The 25,653-nt window shown below is 67.1% G+C and carries 26 protein-coding genes; 12 read left to right on the top strand and 14 right to left on the bottom strand.

The features are described 5' to 3' along the window. Positions 1-8 precede the first annotated feature (8 nt). Positions 9-977 (top strand): M14 family metallopeptidase, encoded by a 969-nt coding sequence (locus RKE40_RS00325; RefSeq protein ID WP_316016256.1) that lies wholly within the window; start codon positions 9-11, stop codon positions 975-977. A 27-nt stretch (positions 978-1,004) separates the two neighbouring features. On the opposite strand, the gene RKE40_RS00330 is transcribed toward RKE40_RS00325, so the two are convergent. Beyond that, positions 1,005-1,481: a hypothetical protein gene (locus RKE40_RS00330; protein WP_316016257.1), complete on the bottom strand. Its 477-nt coding sequence runs from the start codon at positions 1,479-1,481 to the stop codon at positions 1,005-1,007. A 281-nt stretch (positions 1,482-1,762) separates the two neighbouring features. Here RKE40_RS00330 and RKE40_RS00335 point away from each other — a divergent pair, with 281 nt between their 5' ends. Further along, on the top strand, positions 1,763-2,413 hold the full coding sequence (locus RKE40_RS00335; RefSeq protein WP_316016258.1) for an invasion associated locus B family protein: 651 nt from the start codon (positions 1,763-1,765) through the stop codon (positions 2,411-2,413). A gap of 52 nt (positions 2,414-2,465) precedes the next feature. Here RKE40_RS00335 and RKE40_RS00340 read toward each other — a convergent pair whose 3' ends face one another. Beyond that, positions 2,466-3,170: a glutathione S-transferase N-terminal domain-containing protein gene (locus RKE40_RS00340; protein ID WP_316016259.1), complete on the bottom strand. Its 705-nt coding sequence runs from the start codon at positions 3,168-3,170 to the stop codon at positions 2,466-2,468. A 314-nt stretch (positions 3,171-3,484) separates the two neighbouring features. Between RKE40_RS00340 and RKE40_RS00345 the strand changes: the two genes are divergently transcribed. Continuing rightward, a complete protein-coding gene (locus tag RKE40_RS00345) occupies positions 3,485-4,588 on the top strand; it encodes an extensin-like domain-containing protein (RefSeq protein WP_316016260.1) in 1,104 nt (367 codons plus the stop codon). 27 nt (positions 4,589-4,615) lie between these two features. On the opposite strand, the gene RKE40_RS00350 is transcribed toward RKE40_RS00345, so the two are convergent. Both RKE40_RS00350 and mepA read right to left on the bottom strand, forming a co-directional pair. Then, the gene (locus RKE40_RS00350) at positions 4,616-5,314 is read right to left on the bottom strand and encodes an alpha/beta hydrolase (RefSeq protein WP_316016261.1); all 699 of its coding nucleotides are present in this window, start codon (positions 5,312-5,314) and stop codon (positions 4,616-4,618) included. Between the two features lie 140 nt (positions 5,315-5,454). Then, positions 5,455-6,399, bottom strand: a complete 945-nt coding sequence (gene mepA / locus RKE40_RS00355) for a penicillin-insensitive murein endopeptidase (RefSeq protein WP_316016262.1) — start codon at positions 6,397-6,399, stop codon at positions 5,455-5,457. Between the two features lie 189 nt (positions 6,400-6,588). Here mepA and RKE40_RS00360 point away from each other — a divergent pair, with 189 nt between their 5' ends. Beyond that, a complete protein-coding gene (locus RKE40_RS00360; RefSeq protein ID WP_316016263.1) occupies positions 6,589-6,762 on the top strand; it encodes a DUF3309 family protein in 174 nt (57 codons plus the stop codon). Between the two features lie 65 nt (positions 6,763-6,827). Here RKE40_RS00360 and lhpI read toward each other — a convergent pair whose 3' ends face one another. From lhpI to rpsA, 6 genes are all read right to left on the bottom strand, one after another. Then, positions 6,828-7,772, bottom strand: coding sequence for a bifunctional Delta(1)-pyrroline-2-carboxylate/Delta(1)-piperideine-2-carboxylate reductase (lhpI, locus tag RKE40_RS00365; RefSeq protein WP_316016264.1), 945 nt, complete (start codon positions 7,770-7,772; stop codon positions 6,828-6,830). 8 nt (positions 7,773-7,780) lie between these two features. Beyond that, entirely contained in the window at positions 7,781-8,116 is a 336-nt protein-coding gene (locus tag RKE40_RS00370; protein ID WP_066467433.1) for a lipopolysaccharide assembly protein LapA domain-containing protein, read from the bottom strand. Between the two features lie 23 nt (positions 8,117-8,139). After that, the gene (gene ihfB / locus RKE40_RS00375) at positions 8,140-8,424 is read right to left on the bottom strand and encodes an integration host factor subunit beta (RefSeq protein WP_066467435.1); all 285 of its coding nucleotides are present in this window, start codon (positions 8,422-8,424) and stop codon (positions 8,140-8,142) included. A 28-nt stretch (positions 8,425-8,452) separates the two neighbouring features. Continuing rightward, positions 8,453-9,421, bottom strand: a complete 969-nt coding sequence (gene sppA, locus RKE40_RS00380) for a signal peptide peptidase SppA (protein WP_316016265.1) — start codon at positions 9,419-9,421, stop codon at positions 8,453-8,455. A gap of 92 nt (positions 9,422-9,513) precedes the next feature. Beyond that, positions 9,514-10,803 (bottom strand): Hsp70 family protein, encoded by a 1,290-nt coding sequence (locus tag RKE40_RS00385; RefSeq protein WP_316016266.1) that lies wholly within the window; start codon positions 10,801-10,803, stop codon positions 9,514-9,516. A 189-nt stretch (positions 10,804-10,992) separates the two neighbouring features. Continuing rightward, on the bottom strand, positions 10,993-12,699 hold the full coding sequence (gene rpsA / locus RKE40_RS00390) for a 30S ribosomal protein S1 (RefSeq protein WP_066467438.1): 1,707 nt from the start codon (positions 12,697-12,699) through the stop codon (positions 10,993-10,995). A 528-nt stretch (positions 12,700-13,227) separates the two neighbouring features. Here rpsA and RKE40_RS00395 point away from each other — a divergent pair. The 5 genes from RKE40_RS00395 (at position 13,228) to RKE40_RS00415 (ending at position 17,219) form a co-directional block, all read left to right on the top strand. Further along, positions 13,228-13,734 (top strand): c-type cytochrome, encoded by a 507-nt coding sequence (locus tag RKE40_RS00395; protein WP_316016267.1) that lies wholly within the window; start codon positions 13,228-13,230, stop codon positions 13,732-13,734. A 140-nt stretch (positions 13,735-13,874) separates the two neighbouring features. Beyond that, entirely contained in the window at positions 13,875-14,882 is a 1,008-nt protein-coding gene (locus tag RKE40_RS00400; RefSeq protein WP_316016268.1) for an LLM class flavin-dependent oxidoreductase, read from the top strand. Positions 14,883-15,022: 140 nt separating this feature from the next. Continuing rightward, complete coding sequence (locus RKE40_RS00405) at positions 15,023-15,580, top strand: LemA family protein (RefSeq protein ID WP_316016269.1); 558 nt, start codon at positions 15,023-15,025, stop codon at positions 15,578-15,580. 28 nt (positions 15,581-15,608) lie between these two features. Continuing rightward, on the top strand, positions 15,609-16,679 hold the full coding sequence (locus tag RKE40_RS00410) for a M48 family metallopeptidase (protein ID WP_316016270.1): 1,071 nt from the start codon (positions 15,609-15,611) through the stop codon (positions 16,677-16,679). A 141-nt stretch (positions 16,680-16,820) separates the two neighbouring features. Next, positions 16,821-17,219 (top strand): M15 family metallopeptidase, encoded by a 399-nt coding sequence (locus tag RKE40_RS00415; RefSeq protein ID WP_316016271.1) that lies wholly within the window; start codon positions 16,821-16,823, stop codon positions 17,217-17,219. 24 nt (positions 17,220-17,243) lie between these two features. On the opposite strand, the gene RKE40_RS00420 is transcribed toward RKE40_RS00415, so the two are convergent. Continuing rightward, the gene (locus RKE40_RS00420; RefSeq protein ID WP_316016272.1) at positions 17,244-17,852 is read right to left on the bottom strand and encodes a 2-hydroxychromene-2-carboxylate isomerase; all 609 of its coding nucleotides are present in this window, start codon (positions 17,850-17,852) and stop codon (positions 17,244-17,246) included. A 267-nt stretch (positions 17,853-18,119) separates the two neighbouring features. On the opposite strand from RKE40_RS00420, the gene RKE40_RS00425 reads away from it, so the two are divergent. Then, positions 18,120-19,352, top strand: coding sequence for an argininosuccinate synthase (locus tag RKE40_RS00425; protein ID WP_066467686.1), 1,233 nt, complete (start codon positions 18,120-18,122; stop codon positions 19,350-19,352). Between the two features lie 95 nt (positions 19,353-19,447). Here RKE40_RS00425 and RKE40_RS00430 read toward each other — a convergent pair whose 3' ends face one another. From RKE40_RS00430 to RKE40_RS00440, 3 genes are all read right to left on the bottom strand, one after another. Beyond that, on the bottom strand, positions 19,448-21,301 hold the full coding sequence (locus RKE40_RS00430) for a potassium transporter Kup (RefSeq protein WP_316016455.1): 1,854 nt from the start codon (positions 21,299-21,301) through the stop codon (positions 19,448-19,450). A 254-nt stretch (positions 21,302-21,555) separates the two neighbouring features. Continuing rightward, positions 21,556-23,757, bottom strand: coding sequence for an esterase-like activity of phytase family protein (locus tag RKE40_RS00435; RefSeq protein ID WP_316016273.1), 2,202 nt, complete (start codon positions 23,755-23,757; stop codon positions 21,556-21,558). A gap of 140 nt (positions 23,758-23,897) precedes the next feature. Continuing rightward, a complete protein-coding gene (locus RKE40_RS00440; protein WP_316016274.1) occupies positions 23,898-24,320 on the bottom strand; it encodes a hypothetical protein in 423 nt (140 codons plus the stop codon). Positions 24,321-24,455: 135 nt separating this feature from the next. Here RKE40_RS00440 and RKE40_RS00445 point away from each other — a divergent pair, with 135 nt between their 5' ends. Both RKE40_RS00445 and RKE40_RS00450 read left to right on the top strand, forming a co-directional pair. Next, positions 24,456-25,265, top strand: a complete 810-nt coding sequence (locus tag RKE40_RS00445) for a helix-turn-helix domain-containing protein (protein ID WP_316016275.1) — start codon at positions 24,456-24,458, stop codon at positions 25,263-25,265. 112 nt (positions 25,266-25,377) lie between these two features. Then, the gene (locus tag RKE40_RS00450; protein WP_038118553.1) at positions 25,378-25,569 is read left to right on the top strand and encodes a CsbD family protein; all 192 of its coding nucleotides are present in this window, start codon (positions 25,378-25,380) and stop codon (positions 25,567-25,569) included. The last annotated feature ends 84 nt before the right edge of the window (positions 25,570-25,653 follow it).

The following is a 25,653-nucleotide window of genomic DNA, read 5'->3' on the forward strand; positions in this document are numbered from 1 at the left end:
GACCGACCTTGACTGCCATCGACCTCGACGACGGGCCGCTCGAAAGCGTGCGCTTCACCGGGCTGAAACCCGGCCCGAAACTGATCGTGCTCGGAGCCGTTCACGGCAATGAACCCTGCGGCCCCACCGCGATCCTGCGCGCGATCGAGGATTGCCGCGCCGGGCGGCTCAAGATCCTGCGCGGCGAGGTCACCTTCGTGCCGGTCGCCAACCCCAAGGCCTGGCGCCAGAAGACGCGCGAGGGCGACCGCAACCTCAACCGCGACCTGCGCGAGAAGCCGCTCGCCAATGATTACGAGGACCGGATCGGCAATCATCTCTGCGCGCTGCTGCGCCAGCACGATGCTCTGCTCGACATCCATTCCTTCCGCGGCGAGGGCGAGCCCTTCGTCTTCTTCGGGCCGCAGAACAATCGCGGCGAGCTCGAACCCTTCGCCCGGGCGGAGGAGGAAGCGGCGCTCGCCGGCTGCCTCGGCGTCGCCATCGGCATCCATGGCTGGCTCGACAACTATGCCCGGCTGCTCGCGATCCGCGCCCGCCTCGACGTGCCCCGGCTCGCCGTGACCGAGGGCTATGGCACGACCGAGTTCATGCGCTTCTGCGGCGGCTATGCAGTGACGCTCGAATGCGGCTCGCATGACGATCCCACGGCTGGCGAGATCGGTTATGCCGCGATCCGCAACACGCTGGCGCAATTACAACTGGTCGATGCCGAAAGTCCGGCCGTCGCCCTCAGGGATGTGATCGAAATGGTCGACGTCCTGGTTTGCGAGACGCAAGGCGACGCGGCCGAAGGCCCCTGGCGGACCGGCGATGCCGTGCCGACCGGCGCGATCATCGCCCGCCGCGCCGACGGCACGCCGGTCACCGCGCCGCGCGACGGCTTCGTCATCTTCCCGAACAAGGCCCCGAAGCTTGGCGAGGCGATCTGCCACTTCGGCATCGCGGGCAGGCGCGGCCTCGGCACGGCGGGCTGAAGTCCACCCGGCAAGCCGGCCCGCCGTTCAGCGGGCGGCGACCTCGACGAAATCATCGCCATCCCAGCTCAGCCGCTTATGGCAGGGCTGGTAACCGGCAAGATCGCAATAGCCGCCATGCAAGCTAAGCTCGAGCACGGGCTTGCCTCTCGCCTGCTTGATCGACCAGGCGCGGACATTGTCGCCGTAGACCTGGCGATAGCCGCCCGCGCCCGACATGAAGATATCGAGCGTGCAGCCGCCGGAGCCGCAGAACCGGTTGACCTTGTTGCCTTCGCCACAGACCACCGCGCCGTAGTCGAGCAGATAGTCGGGCAGTCCGTCGCCATTCAGATCGGCCACGCTCTGGAAGCGCTGCTTGAAGCTGGCCTTGCCGTCGCATTGCTGCCGAAGCTCCTCCCGGACGGCGGCCACCTCGGCCGGGACCTCGGCACGCTGGGCCAAGGCCCCGCCGCCCGCCAGCAGCATCGCGGCGAGCGACAGAACGACGAAACGCAAGAGCATGGGAGACTCGGCCTGGGAGGGAAACGCCGCCACATGTTGCCCCGCGCCGTCGCGGAAACAAGTCGCCACGGGGAGTTGTCCGCAGGGCGAATGTCGCAGGCTGCCGGCCCAGTCACAGCCATTCGAAACGGCTGCAGAATCGCGGATGGACAGCCTCAGATTAGAATTAATACAGTAAACATCCAATCCAACGACCCGACAACCTAACCTCAAATCAGTGTTCGCGGTAGACAGTCACGTCCATTGCGCTAGAAGAGCGCGACCGCTTCACACGACCTTCCTTGCCGACCCCCGAAAACAAGTCCGACATCATGCGCAACGCCAGCACTATCTGCTCGACCGCCATTCTCGCCGCTGCCTTCGCCTTGCTGGCCGGCCCGACGCTTGCCCAGCAGCGCGAACCGACCCGGCAGCCTGCCGCGCGGCCTGCGACCGCCCAGGCCGCCCCTGCGGTGAACCAGCCGAAGCCGGCCGCGGCGACGCTGCCGAACGGCGCCTCGGCGATCAACGAGGTCTATGGCGACTGGACGGTCGATTGCCGGATCACCGACGGGCAGAAGCTGTGCCTGCTGACCCAGACCCAGGGCGACAGCCGGACCAATCAGCGCGTCTTCGCGATCGAGCTACGCGCGCCGAAGGACGGCAAGGCCGAAGGCACGATCCTGATGCCGTTCGGCGTCAAGCTCGAGAACGGCGCCGTGCTCAAGCTCGACGAGAAGGATCTCGGCCAGGGCCTGCGCTTTTCCACCTGCGTCCCCTCCGGCTGCCTCCTGCCGATCTCCTTCCCGACCGTCGCGACCGACGCGATGAAGGCCGGCAAGACGCTGACCGCCGCGGCGCTCAACCTCTCCAGCGGCGAGGTCATCAGCTTCAACATCCAGCTTAACGGCTTCGGCCCGGCGCTCGAGCGGATCAGTCAGCTCGGCGGCTGAACGCTCGCGAGACCGGGACTGCTCTTTCGCGCCGGCCCGGCTTCGGCAGCAATCAGGGTCGCTTGGGGATCTCCAGACCACGCTGGACAGCCGGCCGCGCCAGGCCGCGCTCGAGCCAGGCCGGCACGCGCTTGAGCTTGTCGTATTCGACGAGCTCGCCGGCGCCATAGAAGCCGACGAGATTGCGGACCCAGCCCAGCGTCGCAATATCGGCGATGGTGTATTCGCTGCCCATCAGCCAGTCGCGGCCGGCCAGCCTGGTCTCGAGCACGCCGAGCAGGCGCTTGCTCTCATTGGCGTAGCGGTCGCGCGGGCGCTTATCCTCGTATTCGCGCCCGGCGAACTTATGGAAGAAGCCGAGCTGGCCGAAGATCGGGCCGATCGCGGCCATCTGGAAGAAGACCCATTGCAGCGTCTCATAGCGCTCGGCCGGGTCCTTCGGCAGTAGCTTGCCGGTCTTCTCGGCGAGATAGACCAGGATCGCGCCGGATTCGAAGAGCGCCAGCGGCTTGCCGCCGGGACCGTCGGGATCGAGGATCGCCGGGATCTTGCCATTGGGGTTGAGCGAGAGGAACTCCGGCGTCCAGGTCTCGTTCTGACCGATATTGATCGTATGCGGCTCATAGGGCAGGCCGATTTCCTCGAGCATGATCGAGACCTTGACGCCGTTCGGCGTCGGCAAGGAGTAGAGCTGCAAGCGGTCGGGGTGCTGCGCCGGCCAGCGCAGCACGATCGGGAAGGCGGAGAGATCGAACATCAGCGGGAACCTCGGATGGCAGGCGGCCGGCATAGCGGCCGCGCTCTGGCAGGACGCCGCTGAGACGACTCGCGACGCTGCCGCAAGCTTGGTTCGGCCGCAACAGCGGCGCAACCGTCATCACCGTGCAGAAGTGCCAGCGCCTGCCGGCATGAACGATAGCACCAAGCCCCTGTGGCGCCTGAGGGCTTGGTAAAGGCCGCAAACCGCCGATTAACCAGCGCTTAACGCCAGCGCCAAACTTATACCGCCCGTGGCTTCCCGGCCGCAGCCGGTCAATAAACCGTTCATCCAACGCCTCGCATTTGATCGATATGCGTCGCGTTCATCTCGCCCTCCTCGTGCTTGGCGCCATCGGTGTCGGACTTGCCGGCTGCGGCAAGTTCCAGAAGCCCCAGCGCGCCGCCTGGCGCGACCAGGCGGAAGCCCAGTGCCTGGCCTCCCGCCAGGTGCAGTTCTCCTCCTATGTCAGCCTGCGCGAGAAGCCGATCGACGGGCCCGGGACCTGCGGCATGGAAAGGCCGCTCAAGGTCTCGGCCTTCAGCAATGGCGGCATCGGCCTGACCAGCAATGCGACGCTCGCCTGCCCGATCGTCGCGACCACCGACAAATGGCTGGCCGAGGTGGTGCAGCCGGCGGCCCAGAACGTGCTCGGCGCGCAGGTGATCGAGCTTCGGGCCGGCTCCTATTCCTGCCGCGCGATGAACAACGGCTCCGGCACGCGGCGGACCTCCGAACACGCCTTCGGCAACGCCGTCGACGTGTTCTCCTTCCGGCTGAACGACGGCCGCAACATCACCGTCAAGGATGGCTGGCGCGGCTCGCCCGAGGAGCAGGCCTTCCTGCGCGAGGTCTTCGTCGGCGCCTGCCAGATGTACTCGACCGTGCTCGGCCCCGGCGCCGACGCCTTCCACTACGACCATTTCCATATCGACCTGGCCCGCCATTCCAAGGGCCGGCAGATCTGCAAGCCGGCGATCAAGTACGAGCCGAACTACAACCTCCCGCCGCCCGACCCGGCGCGCAGCGTCGCGCTCGCGCCGGCTGCCTCGCAGCCACGCTACGAGGGCCTGCCGGCACAGCTGGCGACCCGGCCGGCTCCGGCGCCAGGCGGATTGCGCCCGCCAGGCGGCATCGGCCACGGCACCTATGCGATGGCCGGTCCGGGCCTCAGCGCGCCCCGCTACAACACGCCCCAGCCGCAGACCTATCGCCCGGAGCCGACGCCGAGCGAACAGCGCGGGCCGCTGATGCTGCCGGGCTCCGTGCCGCCGACCGAAGAGCTGATCCTCGGCGACGAGGAGGGCAATGGCATCCTCGACGAGATGCAGCAGGGCGAAGGCGAGGCGGGGATCACCCCGCAGAACGACCCGTTCGCCTACCGCCCCGGCCAGCAGACCGGCTCGATCAGGCGCTAGCGCACCCAGACCCGGACATGCAGGGCGTCAGCCCTGCGCGACCTCCTTCGCCGCCTCGTCGATCAGCGCCGCGACCTCCACCGGCCGCGAGGCGAGCGAGGCGTGGCTGGCATCGAGCGTGAGGATCCGGCGCGGATTCATCCGCTCGGCCATGCGCTTCTGATTGTCGGGATGGATCATCCGGTCCTGGCTGGAAAGCTGGTACCAGCTCGGCTTCTTCTTCCAGGCCGGTGCGGTGACGGCATCGCCGAAGGTGCTGGCCAGCGGCGCCTTCTGGCCGACCGCCATGACCAGTGCCTCGTCGGCCGAGAGGTCCGGGCAGAAGCTCTCACGGTATTTGTCGAACTTGATCCAGAGATAGCCGTCGCTATCCGGCGCCAGATTGGGGAAGGCCGCGGGCGGGAGCGCCTGGCTGATCCCGCCGGGACTCTCGCCGGCATCGGGCGCGAAGGCCGCGATGTAGACCAGACCGACGACATTGGGCAGGTCGCCCGCTTCGGTGATGACCGCACCGCCATAGGAGTGGCCAACCAGCAGCACCGGCCCGGGCTGCTGCTTCACCATCTTGCGGGTCCGCTCGGCATCCTCGGCGAGCGAGGTCAGCGGCATCTCGACCGCCCGCAGATCGGCATAGCCCTTGCGGGACAGCTCCAGGATCACCTTGCCCCAATGGGCCGCTCCGCCCCAGAACCCATGGACGAGGACGATCGTCGGCTTGACGCTCATTGCTTCCTCCCTCTCGCTGGCTGACGGCTCAGGCTAGGCGCAAACGCGGCGACTGGCCATGGGACGGAGCAAAGCGCGCAATAGCCTCCCTGCTCCCGCCAGCTCAGGGACGAGCTTGAAATTGGAGCCTTGCGACGACCTCAGCGCGAGACCAGAACCTGCCGGCATTCCTGTGGCAGGGCGTCGAGCGACATGGGCGGCTTGGGCTTCGGCTTCGGGCCGGGCTTCGGCTTGGGCGGATTGAAAATCGCCTGATGCTGGCGCTCGATCCAACCGCTCAGCTCCTCGCCGCAGCCATCCCCGAAATTCGGCGGCTCCTGGCCCGAGCAGCCTTCGACACCCGGCGGGCAGCTCATCCTGATGTGGAAGTGGTAATTGTGCCCCCAGATCGGCCTGACCTTGTTAAGCCAGCTCCGGTCCGAACCGGCCTCGCGGCAGAGCGCGACCTTCAGCGCCGGGTTGACGAAGATGCGCTCGACCCGTGGCTCGCTGGCGGCGGCCTTGATCAGCCGGGTATGCGCCGGCGTCCAGTTCTTCGGGTCGACGTCGCGCCAGTCCGCGCGGGCCATGTTGACCGCCGGCATGTTCTCCAGATCGTCGGCATCGAGGCGCTTCCTCGGCATCGGCGTCAGCCAGATATCGGCATCGAGGCCGATCTGGTGCGAGGCATGGCCGGTCAGCATCGGCCCGCCGCGGGCCTGGGAGATGTCGCCAACCAGAAGCCCAGCCCAGCCGGTGATCTTCGGCACCTCGCGCGCGAATTTTTCGAGATAGTTGATCAGCTCCGGGTGGCCCCAATTGCGATTGCGGGCCCGGCGCATCACCTGCCAGTTCTCGCCCTCGGGGACCAGAGCCTTGCCGCCGGCGAGGCAGCCCCGGGCATAGGAGCCGATGGCGCGCGCCCTCATCGCCGCGGCAGGCGTCGTGACCTGGCCGAAATGGGCGCGCGCCGCATCCGGGAAGGCTGCGATGTTGGCAGCGCGGCGCCTGGCCTCGTCCTCGGCAGTGGACTGGGCGTGCGCGGCGCCAGCCATGAGAGCGACCGGCAGCAGAATCAGCAGGGTGAGACGACGGAAGCGTGACATCGGAGCAGACTCGCAAGCTCCGCCAGGAAAGGTCAAGCGCGCAGCGGGCGAACGAGGGCAGCGAGACGGAAACGACCCGGCGCTCTGCCCCGGCAGCCGAAGACGGAACTTCCGCCGGCAGCCTGACGTTCTTTGGATGCGCTCCCGTCGATCGGCGACGGTGCCGCGCTGACCCGAAGGAGGCGCATCATGTCCACCGTCCTGATCATCGTGCTGCTGATCATCCTGCTCGGCGGCGGCGGCTATTACGGCCATCGCAGCTATGGTGGCGCCGGAGTTGGCGGCGTCGTCGGGCTGGTACTGGCGATCGTTCTCGTGCTCTGGCTGCTCGGGGCGCTCGGCGGCGCGCCGGTGCGCGTCTAGGCGTCAGCGAAGCCAAGGCTCGCGGAAGGCGCAGTTCGCCTTCCGCCGTGATGCCGGCGTAGAGATCAGTTGGCGAGCTGCCAGACCAGGATCGCAGCAGCGAGGTCCTCGAGCGCCGTCCCCACCGACTTGAACAGCGTGACGTCGTCACGCTCGGCGTCGGTATCGTACTCGCCGCGGCAGAGCCCAGCCAGCGTGCCTGCCACCTTGCTCGCCTCATAGGTCCCGGCCTTGATCGCCACCGCGACATCGCCGCCCTCATGCAGGGCCGCTTCGGTATCGACGAAGACGTGGGCGCGCTGCAACGCCTCGTCATCGGCCTCGCGCATCGACATGTTGAAGGCGCCGACCAGATCGAGATGGGCGGTGCGCTTCAGCCAGCGTCCCTGGACGATCGGCTCGCGCGAGAGCGTGGCGCAGGAGATCAGGTCGGCCTGGCGCGCTTCCGCTTCGAGGTCCTCGGCGACCCGCGCCTCGATGCCGTCCGCTGCCAACTCGGCGACGACCTCGGCGGCCGCCTCCGGGCGGCGGGCCCAGATCGCGACATCCTCGAAATGCCGGACGCTGCGATGCGCCTTGATCAGGAAGGGCGAGAGCGCACCGGCTCCGACCATCAGCATCCGCTTGCTGTCCGGCCGCTCCAGCATGCGCGAGGCGAGCGCCGAAGCCGCCGCCGTGCGCCACAAGGTCAGGCGCGTGCCGTCGAGCGCCGCCAGCGGCTGCCCGGTCGCGCCGTCCATCAGGAGATAAGTGCCCATCACGCTGGGCACGCCCTTGGCCGCGTTGCCCGGATAGACCGTCGCGACCTTGGTGCCGACATAAGCCGGAACGACCTCAGGCCCGGTCCAGGCCGGCATCAACAGCAAGGTCCCGTCGGCATCGGGACGCGCGATCTCGTGGTGGTGGCGGGTCGGGGTTACGACATCGCCGCGAAACGCGGCACCCAGGGCATCGACGAGCGCAGGAAAGGTGAGCAGGCCGTCGATCTCGGCGGCGGAGAAGAAACGCATGAGGAGGTTCAGACTCGGCTGGTCAGCGCGGGCAGCGCGGAATCGGGGACGGCGGCACGCAGCGACTGCGCCTCGCCGCGCAGCTTCTCGGCCTCGCGCCGATTGATGCGGGCGGCCTTGCGATGCTTGCCCTGGGCGAGCCAGGAGGCACAGCCGCCGATCAGTACGCCGAGAGCGATAGCAGCCAGGATGACGGCGAAAAGCGGCAGGTCGAAAGCGAGGACGGGCGCGTCACGGCTGATCGGATCGAAGGAAACGCGCACCGGCGCACGGTTCGCGACCGAGAACAGGACGATCAGCAGCGCCACCGGGACAAGCACGAGCGCCTTGAAGAAAGCCTTCATTCGGTAACCTCCGCTTGCGCCGCTCAGGCCTTGCCGTTCAGCCGCAGGCGCAGTTCCTTGCCGGTCTTGAAGACCGGCACGAGCTTCTCGTCGACCTCGACGGAATCGCCGGTGCGCGGGTTGCGGCCGACCCTGGCCTCGCGCTGCTTGGTCGAGAAGGCGCCGAAGCCGCGCAGCTCGACCCGGTCGCCGCGCGCCAGTGCCTTGACGATCTCGTCGAGGATCGAGCCGACGATATTCTCGATGTCGCGCTGATACAAATGGGTGTTGCGCTCGGCAATGCGCTGGACGAGTTCAGATTTTATCATGGCGCCAATATAACCGCTTGTAAGATCGTCACTTTTCGCCGGCAGGCTGCCAGAGCGCCAGAGGCGCGTCAAGCCGCAGGCCGACAGGTTGCTCGGCGGCGCGGGCGATCAGCACGGCCAGGCTTTCCAGCCCCGCCGCGCGCGCCAGCGCTTCGCCCGCACTCCAGATTCCGAAGGAGGAACTTTCGCTGCGGCGGCGCCAGTCACGCACCGGCAGGGACTTGCCGACGCCCTTCTCGCGCTCGAGCCAGGCAATGGCCTCGCTTTCGCCGCCGATCTCGTCGACCAGCTTCAGACCGACTGCCTGACGGCCGGAATGGACGCGGCCATCGGAGACCGCGGCGAGCTCGGGATCGTTCAGGTGGCGGCGGTCGCGCACCAGCCGCTTGAACCAGTCGTAATTGTCTTCGACCACGCGGCGGAGCGCTGCGATCGCCTCCGGAGAAGCCGGCTCGAAAGCGTTCGGCGCCGCCTTGAGCGGGCTCGACTTAACCTCCTCGACCTTGACGCCGATCGTATCCATCAGCTTGGAGAGGTTGGGAAACTGGAAGAGCACGCCGATCGAGCCGACGAGCGAAGTCTGGCGGGCGACGATGCGGTCGCTGCCGAGCGCGACGATGTAGCCGCCCGAGGCGGCGAGCCCGTCGACCACGGCGACGACCGGCTTCTTGGCGGCGAGCTTGCGCACCGCCTCATGCACGGCTTCCGAGCCGGTGGTGGTACCGCCGGGGCTGTCGATCCTGAGCATCACCGCGCTGGCGCGGCTGTCCTCGAGCGACTTGATCAGGTCGAGGGTGCGCCTGTCGCCGGAGATGAAGCCGGAAATGGTGACGCGGGCGATATGAGCCTGGGCAGTGCTGCCGGGCAGGCGTCCGCTCCAGGCGAGCGCGGCGCCGACGAGCATGACGACGACACCCGCCAGCGCCAGCAGGCGCCAGAGCGAAAGCTTGCGCCTCAGGCTGCGGCGGTCGGCGAGCAGATCGGCATCAGTCGACATGTCGGCGGCTCCGGTAGGCAAGGCCAGTGGTGTAGCCGCGCCATGGCAAGCGGGCAAGGCAGCAAATGCCGCACAAGCCGCCGGGGATCGGTTCAGGCGGCGATCTCGGCACGCTCTCGGTCGAGCGCCAGCAGGGCGAGCCCGCTCGCGACCGAACGGAAGGCATCGCCGATATGGATGCGCTGCGCCCCGAAGCGACGGTCGAACAGAGCCCTCACCGCCGGCACGTGCGAGGTGCCGCCGGTCATGAACACGGCCTCGATGCTGCCGGCCTCGATCCCCGCCTTGGCGAGGGCCTCGTCGAGCGCCTGTTCGATCGCCGCGACATCCTCGGCGATCCAGCCCTCGAAGGCGGCGCGGGTGACGGTGCGATCGATCTCGACACCCATCTGGCTGAAGCTCAGCCTCGTCTCGTCCTGACTCGACAGAGCGATCTTGGTGGCGGAGACGGCGCGATAGAGCTCGTAGCCGAGATCGTATTCGATCACGGTCATCAGGTCCTCGAGCCGGCCCGGCTCGACAGCGTCGCGGATCAGCGCCTTGAGCTCGGCCATGGTCTCGCGGCTCTTCATCAGCGAGAGCCGGTGCCATTGCGCGAAGGCGGCGTGGTAGTGCGCCGGGATCGGCAGGCGCTTGCCGAAGGACAGGTAGTCCGTGCCCTTGCCGAGCCGCGGCGAGACAGCGTGCTCGATGATGCGGTAGTCGAAAGTGTCCCCGGCGACGCCGACGCCGGAATGGGAGAGCGGGATAGCCTCGAGGCGCCCGGTTCCGCCCGGCTCGAAGCGCATCACCGAGAAGTCGCTGGTGCCGCCGCCGAAATCAGCGACCAGCATGGTCTGCGCCTGCTTCAGCTCGCGGGCATACCAGTAGGCGGCGCCGAGCGGCTCATAGGCGAAGTCGACGCGCGGCATGCCGGCCTTGGCATAGGCGGCCGAAAGGCGGCCGAGCGCCAGCTCCTCGTCCGGGCGCTCGCCGGCGAAGACGACCGGGCGGCCGGAGATCAGCGGGCGTTCCGCCAGCCCGTCGAGCCCGGCCGAGAGATCGCTCAGGAAGACCGCGATCAGGTCCTCGAGCTGGAAGAGCTTGCCGAAGAGCCTGGTCTCCTGGAAGGCGCGGCTGGAGAGATGGGTCTTCAGCGACTGCAGGAAGCGATGCTCGGTCGTCATGCCGAGCGCCATGTCGAGGGCATCCGGGCCGCTGACATGGGCGACATGGGTCTTGGGCGGCCGGCCCTCCCGCCAGAACATCAGGGCCGAGCGATAGGCATCGACCGCGCCCTGCTTCGTCGCGAAGCTGCGGGTCGAGACGCTGCCATCGGCGCGCGCGAGCGCGACCACGCTGTTGGTGGTGCCGAAATCGATGCCGATCGCCGCGTGGTCCATGCCCGTCTCCTGCTCATCTCGTCATGGTCGGGCTTGCCCCGGCCATCTCGGAAACCTGTGTTCTCTGGTCCCGAGATTCTCGGATCGACGCTTCGCCCGAGAATGGCGAGCGCGGCCGAAACAAAAGCCCGCGCGGATTTCTCCGCGCGGGCCGGTGGTCTGGTCAGGCCGCGAGACGCGGCCTGAAGATCACTTCTTGTCGGTGCTGGCCTTCTTGAGGGCCGCGCCGAGGATGTCGCCGAGCGAGGCGCCGGAATCGGCGGAGCCGTACTGGGCCATCGCCTCCTTCTCCTCGGCCATTTCCAGGGCCTTGATCGAGACCTGGATCTTGCGGGCCTTCTTGTCGAAGAGGATGACGCGGGCGTCGACCTTCTCGCCGGCCGCGAAGCGCTCGGGGCGCTGCTCGGCACGATCACGCGCGATTTCGGCGCGCTTGATGAAGGTGGTCATGTCCGTGCCGGCGATCTTGACGTCGAGACCGCCTTCCTTGACGTCGATGATCTCGCAGGTCACGACCTGGCCCTTCTTGAACTCGCCGGCATCCACGAAGGGATCGCCGCCAAGCTGCTTCAGGCCGAGCGAGATGCGCTCCTTCTCGACGTCGACATCGAGAACGACAGCCTGGAGCATGTCGCCCTTCTTGTACTCCTCGATCACCTGCTCGCCCGGACGGTTCCAGTCCAGGTCCGACAGATGGATCATGCCGTCGATGTCGCCTTCCAGGCCCAGGAACAGGCCGAACTCGGTCTTGTTCTTGACCTCGCCCTCGACCACCGAACCGGACGGATGCTGCTCGGCGAAGACCTCCCACGGATTGCGGAGGGTCTGCTTGAGGCCGAGCGAGATGCGGCGCTTGACCTGGTCGACCTCGAGGATCGCGACGTCGACTTCCTGGGAGGTCGAGACGATCTTGCCGGGGTGGACGTTCTTCTTGGTCCAGGACATCTCGGAGACGTGGATGAGGCCTTCGATGCCCGGCTCCACTTCGACGAACGCGCCGTAGTCCGTGATGTTGGTGACGCGGCCCTTGAGGCGCGCACCGACCGGGTAGCGCGCCGCGATGCCATCCCACGGATCGGCAAGCAGCTGCTTGATGCCGAGCGAGATGCGGTGCGTCTCCTGGTTGATCTTGATGATCTTGACCTTGACCGACTGGCCGATGGTCACGACCTCGGACGGATGGTTGACGCGACGCCAGGCCATGTCGGTGACATGGAGCAGGCCGTCAATGCCGCCGAGATCGACGAACGCACCGTATTCGGTGATGTTCTTGACGACGCCGTCGATGACCTGGCCTTCTTCGAGCGAGGCGACGAGCTCGGAGCGAGCCTCGGCGCGGGTCTCTTCGAGGACGGTGCGGCGCGAGACGACGATGTTGCCGCGGCGACGATCCATCTTGAGGATCTCGAAGGGCTGCGGCTGGCCCATCAGCGGGCCGACGTCGCGGATCGGGCGGATGTCGACCTGCGAACGCGGCAGGAAGGCGACGGCGCCGTCGAGATCGACGGTGTAGCCACCCTTAACCGTGTTGAAGATGTTGCCCATGACCTTCTCACGGGCCTCGAACGCCTTCTCGAGCTTGACCCAGCTCTCTTCACGGCGGGCCTTGTCGCGCGAGATGACGGCTTCGCCGAGCGCGTTCTCGATCCGATCGAGATAGACCTCGACCTCGTCGCCGACCTTCAGCTCCTGGTCGCGACCAGGGCCGGTGAATTCCTTCAGGGCGACGCGACCTTCGGTCTTCAGACCGACGTCGATGATCGCCATGTCCTTCTCAATGGCAACGACCTTGCCCTTGATGACGGTACCTTCGAGGGCCTCGTTCCGGGTGAACGATTCCTCGAGCAGAGCGGCGAAATCCTCGCGGCCCGCGTGATAGCTTTCGACAGCTGACATGTATGCTCCTGAACGCCGGCCGCGTATCCCGCGGATGTCCGGCTGGGCGCCGTTTGGGTTGGTGTTGCACGCCGGACCGGGCCAAATGGCGCTCCGTTGCCGAAGCTTGCCGTCCCGCAGGACGGCGGCGCCAGGCCACTGGGGCCGATCCGCATCCGAGAGACGTGCGCCAAACACAAAACGGGAGCCGGCCGGTGGCCGCCCCCGGCTGTGATCGATCACGGCCCTTCGGACGAGGCGGATGTAATCGATCCCCGCCCCTGCGACAAGGGCAAAAGGGCAGCTCTACCCGCCGGATGGCTGGAATCCGGCCGCCGGCGCCGCCTTACCGCAGAAGAGGTACCTCTTCCGGACCGGCGGCCAGATTGCCGCAACGTCACCACCGTGCCAGAAAAGCCGCGACGCCGTGGCCGCGCCGAGCCGCCCCCGCGCCCCTGCCCTGCCTCCCGCTGCCGCGTAGCCCGTCCCGGGACAGTCGCGCTTCGAGATCGGCTGCACCTGTCCGATGCCGGAAAGGAACCACCCGCGATGCAAAGCCCGCTGCCCCTCCTGGCCCTGGCCGGCGCCGCCCTGCTTTCGACTTCGCTCGCCGAGGCCCAGACGACCGCGCCGCGCGAACGCGTCAAGCGCGGCGAATATCTCGCCGCGATCATGGATTGCGGAGGCTGCCACACGCCGGGCGTCTTCCTGGGCAAGCCCGACATGGCGCGCAAATTCGCGGGATCTGAGGTCGGCTTCAAGATCCCCGGGCTCGGAACCTTCTTTCCGCCAAATCTGACGCCGGATCGCGAGACCGGGCTCGGCGCCTGGAGTGAGCAGGACATCATCAAGGCGGTACGCACGGGCGTCAGGCCCGATGGGCGCATGCTGGCCCCGGCCATGCCCTATAGCAGCTATGGCAAGCTGAACGATGCCGACGCCCTGGCGCTGGCGAGCTACTTCAAGAGCCTGCCGCCGGTCCGCCATGCGCCGCCCGTGCTCTCGGGTCCGACCGAAACGCCGAAAGGCCCCTTTTTGACGGTCGTGGCGCCCTGAACGGAACACCGACCTGAGCGGGAGCCCCTCGCGGGGCGCCGGGCGAGCATGCGCCGCGCCGGACTTGTACCGCGCCGCCATGGGGCCAATCTGGAGGGCGAATGCCGGCTGCGCCGGCGCCTTTCCAAGGGATCAGCCGCATGCTTCCCCTCTCCATCCTCGACCTCGCCTTCATCACCGAAGGCGCGACGGCGGCCGACGCGCTGCACAACAGCCGCGATCTCGCGCGCCACGCCGAAAAGCTCGGCTACACCCGGTTCTGGCTGGCCGAACACCACAACATGACCGGCATCGCCAGCGCCGCGACCTCGGTCGCGATCGGCTATGTCGCCGAAGGCACTTCGACCATCCGCGTCGGCGCCGGCGGCATCATGCTGCCGAACCACTCGCCGCTGGTGATCGCCGAACAGTTCGGCACGTTGGAGGCGCTCTATCCCGGCCGCATCGACCTCGGCCTCGGCCGCGCGCCCGGCACCGACCAGCGCACCTGGCGGGCGCTGCGGCGCGAGGCCGACTCGGCGGAGCGCTTCCCGCAGGATGTGCTCGAACTCCAGGCCCTGCTCGGCCCGCTCCAGCCGGACCAGGTGATCCAGGCGGTCCCCGGCACCAACAGCAACGTCCCGCTCTGGATCCTGGGCTCCAGCCTGTTCGGCTCGCAGCTCGCCGCCGTGCTCGGCCTGCCCTACGCCTTCGCCTCGCATTTCTCGCCGGATGCGCTGATGGATGCGCTCGCCGTCTATCGCGAGCGCTTCCAGCCCTCGGCCCAGCTCGACAAGCCCCATGCCATGGTCGGCTGCAACGTCGTCGTCGCCGAAACCGATGCCGAGGCGCAGCGCCTGTTCACCTCGGTGCAGCAGCGCTTCACCGACATGCTGCGCAACCGGCGCGGCCTGCTGCCACGGCCGATCGACGACATCGAGACCTACTGGTCAGGCCCGGAGAAGGCGCAGGCGCAGCGCATGCTGGCCTGCTCCTTCGTCGGCTCGCGCGACAGCGTGCGGTCGCAATTGCAGGCCTTCATCGAGAAGACGAAGGCCGACGAACTGATCGTCGCCTCGGCGATCTTCGACCATGCCGCCCGCAAGCGCTCCTACGAGATGCTCGCCGAAATCCAGCCGCAGCTCGGGCTGGCGGCCGTCCCGGCCTAACCAGCCGGGACACGGCGCCGGCACGGCGAATTGGCCTCAGATCCGATCAATAGGTCGCCCGCAGAGCCGGGCGACAGCTTCCCCTGCGTCGGCCTTCATGCGAGGTTGCGGCAACTGTGCCTGCGCCAGAGGAGAACGCCATGGGTTGGGCCGTCCTGGGACTGATCGTCGTCGTCGTGGTCTATCTGATCATGACCTATAACGGCCTCGTGGCGATGCGGCAGCGCGTCAACCAGGCCTTCGCCGACATCGACGTGCAGCTGAAGCAGCGGCACGACCTGATCCCCAATCTGGTCGAGACCGTGAAGGGCTACGCCAGCCACGAGAAGGAAACCTTCGACGCGGTGATCAAGGCGCGCAACCAGGCCCAGGCTGCGACCGGCCCGCACGATCAGGCAGTCGCCGAACAGCAGCTGACCGGCGCCGTCGGCCGGCTGCTCGCGCTCGGCGAGGCCTATCCCGACCTCAAGGCGAGCGCCAATTTCCAGCAGCTCCAGCAGGACCTCGGCAATGTCGAGGACAAGCTGGCGGCGGCGCGGCGCTTCTTCAACAATGCGGTCGGCGAGTTCAATGCCGCGATCCAGGCCTTCCCGGCGGTGTTCTTCGCGCCGCAGATGGGCTTCACCCCGCGCGAATTCTTCGATGTCGGCGAAGAGACGCGGGCGCAGATCGAAGTCGCGCCGACCGTAAAGTTCTGACACGCCGCGCGAGCGCGGAGCCGCTGTGATGCCGGGGGAAGCTTTCGGGCTCTATACCCACCAGCGCAACAACCGGATCAGGTCGAATTTCCTGCTCGTCGGGCTGTTCCTGCTGGTCTACCTGACCGTCTGGGGCCTGTTGCTGGTCGCCTACGGCTATGGCGGCGTGCCCCGTGGCCGCAGCGCCTTCAGCGAGGCCGGACGAACCTTCCTGTCCTGGCTGCCGGTGATCACGCTCGCCACGGTCGCCTGGATCTTCATCGGCTTCAGGATCAATGTCGCGCTCATCGGCGCAGTCTCCGGCGCCAAGGGGATCAGCCGCGAGGAAAACCCCAAGCTGTACCGGATGCTGGAGAATCTCTGCATCTCGCGCGGCATGGTGACGCCGAAGCTCGCGATCATCCAGAGCGATGCGCTCAACGCCTTCGCCAGCGGCGTCAACGACAAGCAGTTCACGGTGACGCTGACCACCGGGCTGATCGAGCAGCTCAACGATGCCGAGCTCGAAGCGGTGATCGCGCATGAGCTCACCCATATCCGCAATGGCGACGTCCGGCTGATGGTGATCGCGATCGTCATCGCCGGCGTGATCTCCTTCGTCGGCGAGGTGATGTTCCGCGGCCTCACACGGCGCAGCATCCGCTATTCCTCGTCTTCGGACGACAAGAAGGGCAACGGCATCGCGATCCTGATCGGCATCGCCGTGATCGCGATCTCCTGGTTCCTGGCCATCGTGGTCCGGCTGTCGCTGTCCCGGGCGCGCGAATATCTCGCCGATGCCGGCGCGGTCGAGCTCACCAAGAACCCCGACGCGATGATCTCGGCCCTGCTCAAGATCTCCGGCCGCGCCGATATCGAGGGCGTGCCCTCGGGCGTGATGGACATGTGCTTCGAGAACGACCCGGACGATTTCGCCGATCTGTTCTCGACCCACCCCTCGGTGACCAAGCGGGTGCAGGCGCTGGTGCAGACGGCCGGCGGGCGGATGCCGCTCGAAGCGCCGCTCGGCCCGCCCAAGGTCGCCGAGCGCCAGCCTCTGCCCGAGATCGCCGAGACCTCGGCCTCGCATGGGCCGTGGGGCCGCAAGCCCCAGGGCTGACACTCCGATCCTCAAGTCGCACCCCGCTCTGACGGCACAGCTTCGACCGCGGGTAGCTCGACTTATTTTATGCAATCTTAAGTTGCATAAAATAAGTATTGCACGCATTGATAAGGGCGCTCGCTAACCCACGAGGCGCCCATGAAACTCAACGAGAGGTCCGAGAAAAATCTGGTCGGCGTTCATCCCGACCTAGTGAAGGTGGTTCGGAAGGCGGCGGAGTTGACCGCCGTCTCCTTCATCGTCACCGAAGGCGTGCGCACCCTGGAACGGCAGCGGCAGCTCGTCGCCAAGGGCGCGGCCCAGACCCTGAGATCCCGCCACATACCTGAGAATAATCAATCTCGAATGAGCTGCGCGGTGGATCTTGCCGCTCTCGTCGGCGGGCAGGTGCGATGGGACTGGCCACTGTATGAGCGCCTCGCCGTAGCGATGAAGATGGCGGCTCAAGCCGTCGGCGTTCCGCTGGAATGGGGCGGTGACTGGCGCAGCTTCAAGGACGGGCCGCACTTCCAGCTGCCCTGGCAGACCTATCCCTGAGCGAAGAATGGCGCGCGGCCGCTCTCAGCGCCCGTCGCGGGCCCAGTCGAGCGCTTCCTCGAGCCGGTCGTCGCCCCAGAACAATTCGCCATCGCCGGTGACGAAGGTCGGCGCGCCGAAGATGCCGAGCGATTTGGCGAGCTCGGTCTCGGCCTTGAGCCGGCCCTTGACCTCCTCGCTGCGCGAAAGCGGGAATGCGGCCGAGGCATCGGCGCCGGCCTCGCGCAGGGCCGTGGTCAACACCGCCTCCTCGGCGATGTTGCGGCCTTCGCAGAACTGGGCCCGGAACAGCGCCTTGGTGAAGCCAGGCATCCAGCCGGCCTCTCGGCCGGCGAGCGCGAGGCGCGCGGCGATCAGCGAGTTCTGCGGGAAGATTTCGGGACGTACGATGGCCAGCCCGGAGCGGCCGGCGCGGCGCGTCACGTCGCGCCACATATAGCGTCCCTTGTTGGGGTAGAGATTGAAGGGCGAGCTGGTCCAGCCCTGCGCGGCGAAGATCGGAGCGAGAAGAAAAGGGCGCCAGCGCAGATCGACCCCCGCCGCCTCGGCGGCAGCCTCGATTCGCAGAGCAGTCAGGCAGGAATAGGTCGAGGCGAACTCATACCAGAAATCCAGAACAGGACGTTTCGTCATCAGCCCCCCCGGCGGAACGAAGTCGGGTCCCGCCACATCCATCACATGATCCACCGGCCTGGCCCCCAGGCCGGCTGTACGCTCCCCGGTTCAGGCGCCCTTGCGACGATCCATCACCGGAAGACGCCGCATCGATCAGAAGGTTCCGATTGCGTCGCCCTTAGCCCTGCGATAGTGCGCCCTTACGTCCGAAATGCGGCCGTCAGAACCGCATCCGTCTCCCAGGCATGAGCGGGGCTCATGCAGCCGCAGCAGGAAGATCAGCCTATGGCCGACAAGCGCGTGAACAAGGTCGTGCTCGCCTATTCCGGGGGCCTCGACACCTCGATCATCCTGAAATGGCTGCAGACCACCTACAACTGCGAGGTCGTCACCTTCACCGCCGATCTCGGCCAGGGCGAGGAGCTCGGCCCGGCGCGCGACAAGGCGCTGCTGCTCGGCATTAAGCCCGAGAACATCTTCATCGAGGACCTGCGCGAGGAATTCGTGCGGGACTACGTCTTCCCGATGTTCCGCGCCAACGCCGCCTATGAAGGCGTCTATCTGCTCGGAACCTCGATCGCGCGGCCGCTGATCGGCAAGAAGCTGATCGAGATCGCCGAAAAGGTCGGCGCCGACGCCGTCTCGCATGGCGCCACCGGCAAGGGCAACGACCAGGTCCGCTTCGAGCTGACCGCCTATGCGCTGAAGCCCGACGTGCATGTGATCGCGCCCTGGCGCGAATGGGACCTGCGCTCGCGCGAGCAGCTGATCGCCTTCGCCGAGCAGCACCAGATCCCGATCGCCAAGGACAAGCGCGGCGAAGCACCGTTCTCGGTCGATGCCAACCTGCTGCACGCCTCCTCGGAGGGCAAGGTGCTGGAGGATCCGGCCGTCGAAGTGCCGGACTATGTCTACTCGCGCACGATCTCGCCGGAGGACGCGCCGGACAAGCCGACCGTGATCACCATCGACTTCGAACAGGGCGATGCGGTCGCGATCGACGGCCAGAAGCTCTCGCCGGCGACGCTGCTGGCCAAGCTCAACGAGCTCGGCCGCGACAACGGCATCGGCCGGCTTGACCTGGTCGAGAACCGCTTCGTCGGCATGAAGAGCCGCGGCATGTACGAGACGCCCGGCGGCACGATCCTGCTCTCGGCGCACCGCGCCATCGAGTCGATCACGCTCGACCGCGGCGCCGCCCATCTCAAGGACCAGCTCATGCCGCAATATGCCGAGCTGATCTATAACGGCTTCTGGTTCTCGCCGGAGCGCGAGATGCTGCAGGCCCTGATCGACAAGAGCCAGGAGTTCGTCACCGGCCAGGTGCGCCTGAAGCTCTACAAGGGCGGCGTCCACGTCATCGGCCGTTCGAGCCCGTATTCGCTCTACGACCAGGACCTCGTCACCTTCGAGGAAGGCGCCGTCGCCTACGACCACCGCGACGCCGCGGGCTTCATCAAGCTCAATGCGCTGCGCCTGCGCACGCTCGGCCAGCGCAAGAAGAAGCTCGGCCTCTGATACCACCCAACTAAAAAGCGCTGGTCATCCCGGGTCTCCCTTCGGTCGCCCGGGATGACCAGCGTTTTATGGCCGGAGAGGCCGCGGCAGGGTGATCAGATCTCGATCTCGACCCCGACCTCGACGACCTGCTTGGCCGGAATATGGAAATGCGCGGCGGAACGCTCGGCGTTGCGCTGCATGAAGGCGAAGAGCGCCTCGCGCCACATCGCCATTCCGGCGATCTCCTCGCGAGGGATGACCGTCTCGCGGCCGATATAATACGACATCCCAGCGAGATCGACGCCAGCCAGCAGGCCGCGCTCGACGCCGCAGCGCAAGCCGTCCGGGATGCGTGGCGTCTCCATGAAGCCGAAATGGATGATCACGCGCGTGACACTGGGCGCGAGCTCGACCAGCTCGATCCGGTTCTCGTCGGAGACGCGCGGAATCTCCTCGAGCTTGCCGGTCACCAGCAGAATGCGCTCGTGCAAGGCGTGGTTGTGGCGGACGAAATGCGTCAACGAGATCGGCAGCCCACGCGCGGCCGAGGCCAAGAAGGCGGCCGTCCCCGGCAGTCGCAGCGGCGGATTCGTCGCCAGCATGTCCAGGAACCCCTTCTCCGGCTCGCGCTGGCGCGCGCGCGCCGCCTCCACCAAAGCGAGGCCACGCCGCCAGGTCAGCATGATCATCGTCAGCACCAGGGCCAGCAGCAGCGGGTACCAGCCCCCCTCGTGCAGTTTCGGCAGGTTCGCCGAGAAGAAGGCGAGGTCGATCAGCAGGAAGAAGCCGTTGACCGCCACGACGAGGATCGGGTTGTAGCCCCATTTCAGCGCGATCAGCGCCGCCAGCCCAGTGGTGATGGCCATCAGCAGCGAGACGGCGATGCCATAGGCGCCGGCCAGCGCGTCGGAGGACCGAAACATGAAGACCGAAGTCAGGGTCGCCAGGCAGATCATCCAGTTGACGATCGGGATGTAGATCTGCCCCTTCTGGTCATCCGCCGTATGCTGGATGTGGATGGCGGGGAAGAGACCGAGTTGCACGGCCTGCCGGGTCAGCGAGAAGGCGCCGGTGATCACCGCTTGCGAGGCGATGACGGCGGCCGCCGTCGCGAAGAACACCATGGGATAGTGCGCCCAGTCCGGGGCGAGCTGATAGAACGGGTTGGCGATCGCCTCGGGATGGCTCAGCAGCAGGCCGCCCTGACCGAAATAATTGAGCATCAGCGCCGGTAGCACGACGACAAACCAGGCGATGCGGATCGGCACCGGGCCGAAATGGCCCATATCCGCATACATCGCCTCGCCGCCGGTCACGGCCAGGAAGGTGGCGCCCAGCACGACGAAGCCGATGATCGGGGCGGTGTGGGTGATGAAGTAGAGCGCGTTGAACGGGTTGATCGCAGCCAGGATGTCCGGCGCCATCAGGATGCCCCGGATGCCGAGCAGCGCGAGGGCGATGAACCAGAGCAGCATGATCGGCCCGAACAGCTTGCCGATGAAGCCGGTGCCCTTGCTCTGCACGAGGAAGACGCCGATCAGGATCATCGCGGTCAGCGGAACGATGGCCGGCGCCAGGAACGGCGCATCGACCTTGAGGCCTTCGATCGCGCTCAGCACGGAAATCGCCGGCGTGATGGCGCCGTCGCCATAGAGCAGAGCGGCGCCGACGAGGCCGACCACCAGCACATAGGCCCGTGCCGAGCCCGGCTTGGCATGGCGCGCCTTGAGCAGGGCCAGCATCGCCATGATGCCGCCTTCGCCGCGATTGTCGGCGCGCATGATCAGCAGCGAATATTTGAGCGAGATGACCAGGATCAACGCCCACAGGATCATCGAGACGCAACCGACGACGGCGGCCGGCTGCAAGGCCCCGCCGGCGCTCGCGGCACGGGCGGCCTCCTTGAGCGCATAGAGCGGGCTGGTGCCGATATCGCCGTAGACGACGCCGAGGGCGCCGAGCGTCAGGGCAGGGACGGAGCCATGCTGCTCACCATGAGACGGCGAGCTGCTCTGTGACAGAACCCCTTGGGTCATGCGCCACTCTCCCGCTTTTGTAGGAGTAGCGCATGCGCCGGTCGCGACAGCAAGATGCCTGTCGGCTGATGCTCCTTCCAGCAAGGCGAGCCGTCATTCCCGCCGCAGCGAACCCGCGTAGCGCCGGGATGACGAGGTCGCTTGATGCAGCTGGAGATCGAGCCCGCCAGCCTTGTCTTGCAGGCCTACTTTCCGAGCTTGCCGAAGGCGAAGAACTGGGTCTCGCCGGAGGAATCGTCGACGCCGTCATTGTCGGTGACGACGAAGAGGTTGCCCTCCTTGTCGAGCGTCATGCCCTCGACCTTGTCGAGCCCATAGCCGCCGAGCTTCATCAGCTCCGGCGTCAGATCGCGCAGCAGCTTTTTCTCGACGGTCGGAATATCGGCGGCACCCAGCGGAGCCGGCTTCAGGCCTTTCACGGAGAAGGTCGCCAGCGTCTTCACCGCTTTGGCCCCGAACTGGTTGTCGCGCTCGATCACGGCAAAGGTTTCGTCGCCGAGATAAGTCAGTTCCGAGAGGCCCATCCAGGCGCCAGCCGCCGGCGCGCTCAGCGGATAATGCAGCACGCCCCAGCTCTTGTCGGCCGGCTTGTAGCGCAGGATCTTGGTCTTGCCCTTGGGATCATCCTTCCATTCGCGCTGCACGGCGAGCCAAACCGTTTCGTCCGCGCCCGTGCCGGTGACGGCAACGCCCTCGAGCCCGAACCGCGACGCCTGGGCCTCGAGTTCCGCCGGCAGGAAAATCTCCTCCTCGATCTGGCCCTTGGCCGAAACGCGCAGGAGGATGTTCTTCGTCGGCTTCTCCTTGTGCTCGGGATTGCCCTCCGAGGCGAGCCAGAAGCCGCCGGCCGGGCGGGTCGCAATGCCCTCGATATCGTAGGCCGCGGGCTTGCCTTCGTTGCTGAGCGTCAGCGCGCCGGTGATCGTCGCCGGCTTGATCGTCGCGTCGATCTCGAGGATGCGCGAGGGCGAGTACGCGCTGTCGGTGACGGCAAATAGTCGACCTGCCAGCTCCGGATGGGCGGCGAGTCCGGACAGCGCCCCCCAGCCGAGCGGGACGCCATCGACGTTAGCCGACTGGATGGTCGGATAGGCGGCCGGCGCCTCGCTGCGCTGATAGATCGTCACCGCCGAACGCGGGCCGCCTTTCTCGCCTAGATCGGCCTCGGAAGCCGAGACGAAGAGATTGCGCTGCGGAAGCGCAAGCAGCCCTTCCGGCGCGATGCCGCCCGGCAGCGCCTGGAGATAGCGCGGCACGCGGCCCGGCCCCTCATCCTTGAAGACGAGCACGAGGGAAGCCCGCTCCAGCCCGACGAAGATCAGCCGGTCATTGCCGTAGGTTCCGACCTCGATGCCCTCGGGCTCGCTGCCCTTGGCCGCCGAACGGCGCTCCGGATAATGCCCGAGCCTGATGGCGATATGGTCGACCAGCGAGCCGGAATCGAACTCGACCGTGCCGTCCTTGCGAAAGATCGTGAAGCCGCGCGAGCCGCCCTTCCAATCGCCCTCATTGGCGGTGACGAAGCGGTCATTGTCGAGCCAGCGCACGGCGTCGGGCTCGCGCGCAACGCCCTTCAGTTCCTCGACAGGGCTGATCTGGCCGTCGCGGGTCTTGTCGATAGCCTTCAGATCGACCGCACCGGCCGGGAAGTGCGCGACAACCTTGCCAGTCCTGGTGTCGACAATGGCGAGATGGTTGTTCTCCTGCAGCGTCACCACGGCGAGCCCGTCCTGGTTGACGTCGACGAATTCCGGCTCTGGATCGGTCGGCTCGACCGCGGCGATGCCGGTGAGCTCGACGACCTGCTTCGACGCGCAATCGGCTTCGCCGTCCTTGAGACCGATCAGGGTGAGGTTACCAGCCGGGAGTTGCGGCAGCGCGCCCTTGTTCAGCTTCTCGTCGCGCTCGTTCTCGATGGCGATGACGAGCTTGCCCTTGTCCTTGCTGAGCGTGATCGAATCCGGCTGACCACCGAGCTCGCAGGTCGCCGTGACCTGCTTCGTCTTGAGGTCGATGGCGGCGAGGTGCCCGGCCGGCTGCTTGAAATTGTCGCCCGAGGTGACCACGGCGGCGAAAGCCCGCTCGCCGAGGATGACGACCGAGGTCGGTTCTCCCTCGACCGGCACGAAGCCGGCAGGCCTTGGCGCGCTGGCCATGGCGATGTCGATCAGGCCGATGCCCTTCTGCTCCGCATCGGTATAGGCGAGCAGCGTGCCGGCCTCGTTGGCGGCGATGATCTCGGCGACGGTTTTCTTCTTGAGATCGCGCCCGGCCGGGAGGTTGTCGGGCACGGAGAAGGTCGCGATGCGGTTGAACGTCGGCTCGGCCATGGCCGTGCCGCCAAGCAGGAGCGTCGCGAGGGCCGCAAGAGCGAGGGGTTTGCGCATCGGGCGGGTCCTGTTCCGCGTGAGCCGGGAAAGCGGCGGACTTTCCGGCTAGTCAGCGCAGACGACAGTTTCGTGACAACGGAAACGACGACGCCCCGCCGCGGCGTCAAGCCGACGGCGGGGCCCCTGCAGCACAGGCATCAGAGCCGGGCGGTACCGGGCTGGATCTCTTCGGCCACCGACTTCTTCAGCCCGATCACCTCAAGCTCCGTGACGACGGCGACGACCGCTGCCTGAGCCAGAACGAAGGCGATACCGAGCATTGTCGGCTGGAACCAGCCCGCGACCAGGATCAGGATGCTGTCGGCAACCCAGAGGATGTTGATGCCGATCACCGCGTAGACGGCCAGGCGCGGCAGGCGCACCCGGCTGGCGAGGAAGGCGAGCGCCGCGGCGCAGGGCAGCAGCACGAGGCCGGCGCCGCGCAGGAACTCGGCCGGGAAGCCGAGCAAGCCGGACAAGGCCCCGGCGCCGAAACTGAGCAGCAGGCCGGTCGCGGCGCAGGCGGCAGCGTCGAGGGCCAGGACATTGCGCAGGAAGCGGGAGGGCTGGATGAAGGCCATGGCTGTTCTCCGGTTTGGCCCCTTGTCTCGAACTGGGCCGTTGCTGATGGAGGCCATGCTGACGGACGACAGGAGGGCCGTCGATTAAGCCGGAGGTAATTGGAAGCCAGATCGCCCGGCGCTAGCTTGCCTGACATGAACAAGCACCAGCAGCCCACGGTCGGGCATCTCATCCGCGACTGGCGCCAGCTCCGCCGGCTCAGCCAGCTCGATCTCGCCCTCGAAGCCGAGATCTCCCAGAAGCATCTCAGCTTCATCGAAAGCGGCCGCTCGGCGCCGAGCCGGGACATGGTCCTGCATCTCGCCGAGAATCTCGGCGTGCCCCTGCGCGAGCGCAATGCGCTGCTGCTCGCCGCCGGCTATGCGCCGGTCTATCTTGAACGCTCGCTCGAGGATCCCAGCCTGCAGGCCGCCCGCAGCGCGATCGACCTCCTGCTGAAGGGGCACGAGCCCTATCCGGCGCTGGCGGTCGACCGGCACTGGACGCTGCTCGCCGCCAATGCCGCCGTGGCGCCGCTGCTCGCCGGCGTGATCGAAGCGGAGCTGCTGCGGCCGCCGGTCAATGTGCTCAGGCTCAGCCTGCATCCCGGCGGCCTCGCACCGGCGATCGTCAACTTCGGCGAATGGCGCGGCCATTTGATCGCCCGGCTGCGCCAGCAGATCCGCGCTACAGCCGACCCGGTGCTCGCCGAACTGCTGACGGAACTGCTGAGCTATCCGACGCCGGAAGCACCCGCGCGCAAGGGGAAGGCCAGCGAGGAGAGCGAGCCGCCGGTCGTCGTGCCGCTGCAGATGCGCTTCGGCGACAGCGTCCTGTCGCTGATCTCGGCGACGACCGTGTTCGGCACGCCGGTCGACGTCACCTTGTCGGAATTGGCGCTGGAGACTTTCTTCCCGGCGGATCAGGCGACGGCGGAAGCGCTGCGGGCGATAGCCGGTTCGTAGCCGACGCGTCGGCGCGCCCAAGCGTCGTTGCGTCCCGGGAACCTTCCTCGCGTCCGGCCGTTCATTGGGCATCGCCGCTGCGGCGGCACGTGTTCAAGTGAGGAAACGACCCATGGGCAGCACCGCCGACAAGATCAAGGGCATGGCCAACGAGGCCGCGGGCAACGTCAAGCAGGCCGCCGGCAAGGCGCTGAACAAGCCCGGGCTGCAGGCCGAAGGCATTGCGCAGGAGCGCAAGGGCGAAGCCCAGCAGGCCGTCGGCAAGGCCAAGGATGCGGTCAAGAAAGTGATCGACAAGGCCTGACCGTAAGGTCCGGTCCCGATCGACAGGGCGGGCACCGAAAGGTGGCCCGCCCTTTTCCGTTCTGGAACCGGATCGGTCGGAGAA

The sequence above is a fragment of the Allobosea rubneri genome, from assembly GCF_032464875.1.
Lineage (GTDB): Bacteria > Pseudomonadota > Alphaproteobacteria > Rhizobiales > Beijerinckiaceae > Allobosea > Allobosea rubneri.

Bases quoted from the DNA above. Each gene is read 5' to 3' on its own strand.
- RKE40_RS00330 (WP_316016257.1), bottom strand. From the start codon at position 1,481: ATGCTCTTGCGTTTCGTCGTTCTGTCGCTCGCCGCGATGCTGCTGGCG.
- RKE40_RS00340 (WP_316016259.1), bottom strand. From the start codon at position 3,170: ATGTTCGATCTCTCCGCCTTCCCGATCGTGCTGCGCTGGCCGGCGCAG.
- RKE40_RS00345 (WP_316016260.1), top strand. From the start codon at position 3,485: ATGCGTCGCGTTCATCTCGCCCTCCTCGTGCTTGGCGCCATCGGTGTC.
- RKE40_RS00350 (WP_316016261.1), bottom strand. From the start codon at position 5,314: ATGAGCGTCAAGCCGACGATCGTCCTCGTCCATGGGTTCTGGGGCGGA.
- mepA (WP_316016262.1), bottom strand. From the start codon at position 6,399: ATGTCACGCTTCCGTCGTCTCACCCTGCTGATTCTGCTGCCGGTCGCT.
- RKE40_RS00360 (WP_316016263.1), top strand. From the start codon at position 6,589: ATGTCCACCGTCCTGATCATCGTGCTGCTGATCATCCTGCTCGGCGGC.
- lhpI (WP_316016264.1), bottom strand. From the start codon at position 7,772: ATGCGTTTCTTCTCCGCCGCCGAGATCGACGGCCTGCTCACCTTTCCT.
- RKE40_RS00370 (WP_066467433.1), bottom strand. From the start codon at position 8,116: ATGAAGGCTTTCTTCAAGGCGCTCGTGCTTGTCCCGGTGGCGCTGCTG.
- ihfB (WP_066467435.1), bottom strand. From the start codon at position 8,424: ATGATAAAATCTGAACTCGTCCAGCGCATTGCCGAGCGCAACACCCAT.
- sppA (WP_316016265.1), bottom strand. From the start codon at position 9,421: ATGTCGACTGATGCCGATCTGCTCGCCGACCGCCGCAGCCTGAGGCGC.
- RKE40_RS00385 (WP_316016266.1), bottom strand. From the start codon at position 10,803: ATGGACCACGCGGCGATCGGCATCGATTTCGGCACCACCAACAGCGTG.
- rpsA (WP_066467438.1), bottom strand. From the start codon at position 12,699: ATGTCAGCTGTCGAAAGCTATCACGCGGGCCGCGAGGATTTCGCCGCT.
- RKE40_RS00395 (WP_316016267.1), top strand. From the start codon at position 13,228: ATGCAAAGCCCGCTGCCCCTCCTGGCCCTGGCCGGCGCCGCCCTGCTT.
- RKE40_RS00400 (WP_316016268.1), top strand. From the start codon at position 13,875: ATGCTTCCCCTCTCCATCCTCGACCTCGCCTTCATCACCGAAGGCGCG.
- RKE40_RS00405 (WP_316016269.1), top strand. From the start codon at position 15,023: ATGGGTTGGGCCGTCCTGGGACTGATCGTCGTCGTCGTGGTCTATCTG.
- RKE40_RS00410 (WP_316016270.1), top strand. From the start codon at position 15,609: ATGCCGGGGGAAGCTTTCGGGCTCTATACCCACCAGCGCAACAACCGG.
- RKE40_RS00415 (WP_316016271.1), top strand. From the start codon at position 16,821: ATGAAACTCAACGAGAGGTCCGAGAAAAATCTGGTCGGCGTTCATCCC.
- RKE40_RS00420 (WP_316016272.1), bottom strand. From the start codon at position 17,852: ATGACGAAACGTCCTGTTCTGGATTTCTGGTATGAGTTCGCCTCGACC.
- RKE40_RS00425 (WP_066467686.1), top strand. From the start codon at position 18,120: ATGGCCGACAAGCGCGTGAACAAGGTCGTGCTCGCCTATTCCGGGGGC.
- RKE40_RS00435 (WP_316016273.1), bottom strand. From the start codon at position 23,757: ATGCGCAAACCCCTCGCTCTTGCGGCCCTCGCGACGCTCCTGCTTGGC.
- RKE40_RS00440 (WP_316016274.1), bottom strand. From the start codon at position 24,320: ATGGCCTTCATCCAGCCCTCCCGCTTCCTGCGCAATGTCCTGGCCCTC.
- RKE40_RS00445 (WP_316016275.1), top strand. From the start codon at position 24,456: ATGAACAAGCACCAGCAGCCCACGGTCGGGCATCTCATCCGCGACTGG.
- RKE40_RS00450 (WP_038118553.1), top strand. From the start codon at position 25,378: ATGGGCAGCACCGCCGACAAGATCAAGGGCATGGCCAACGAGGCCGCG.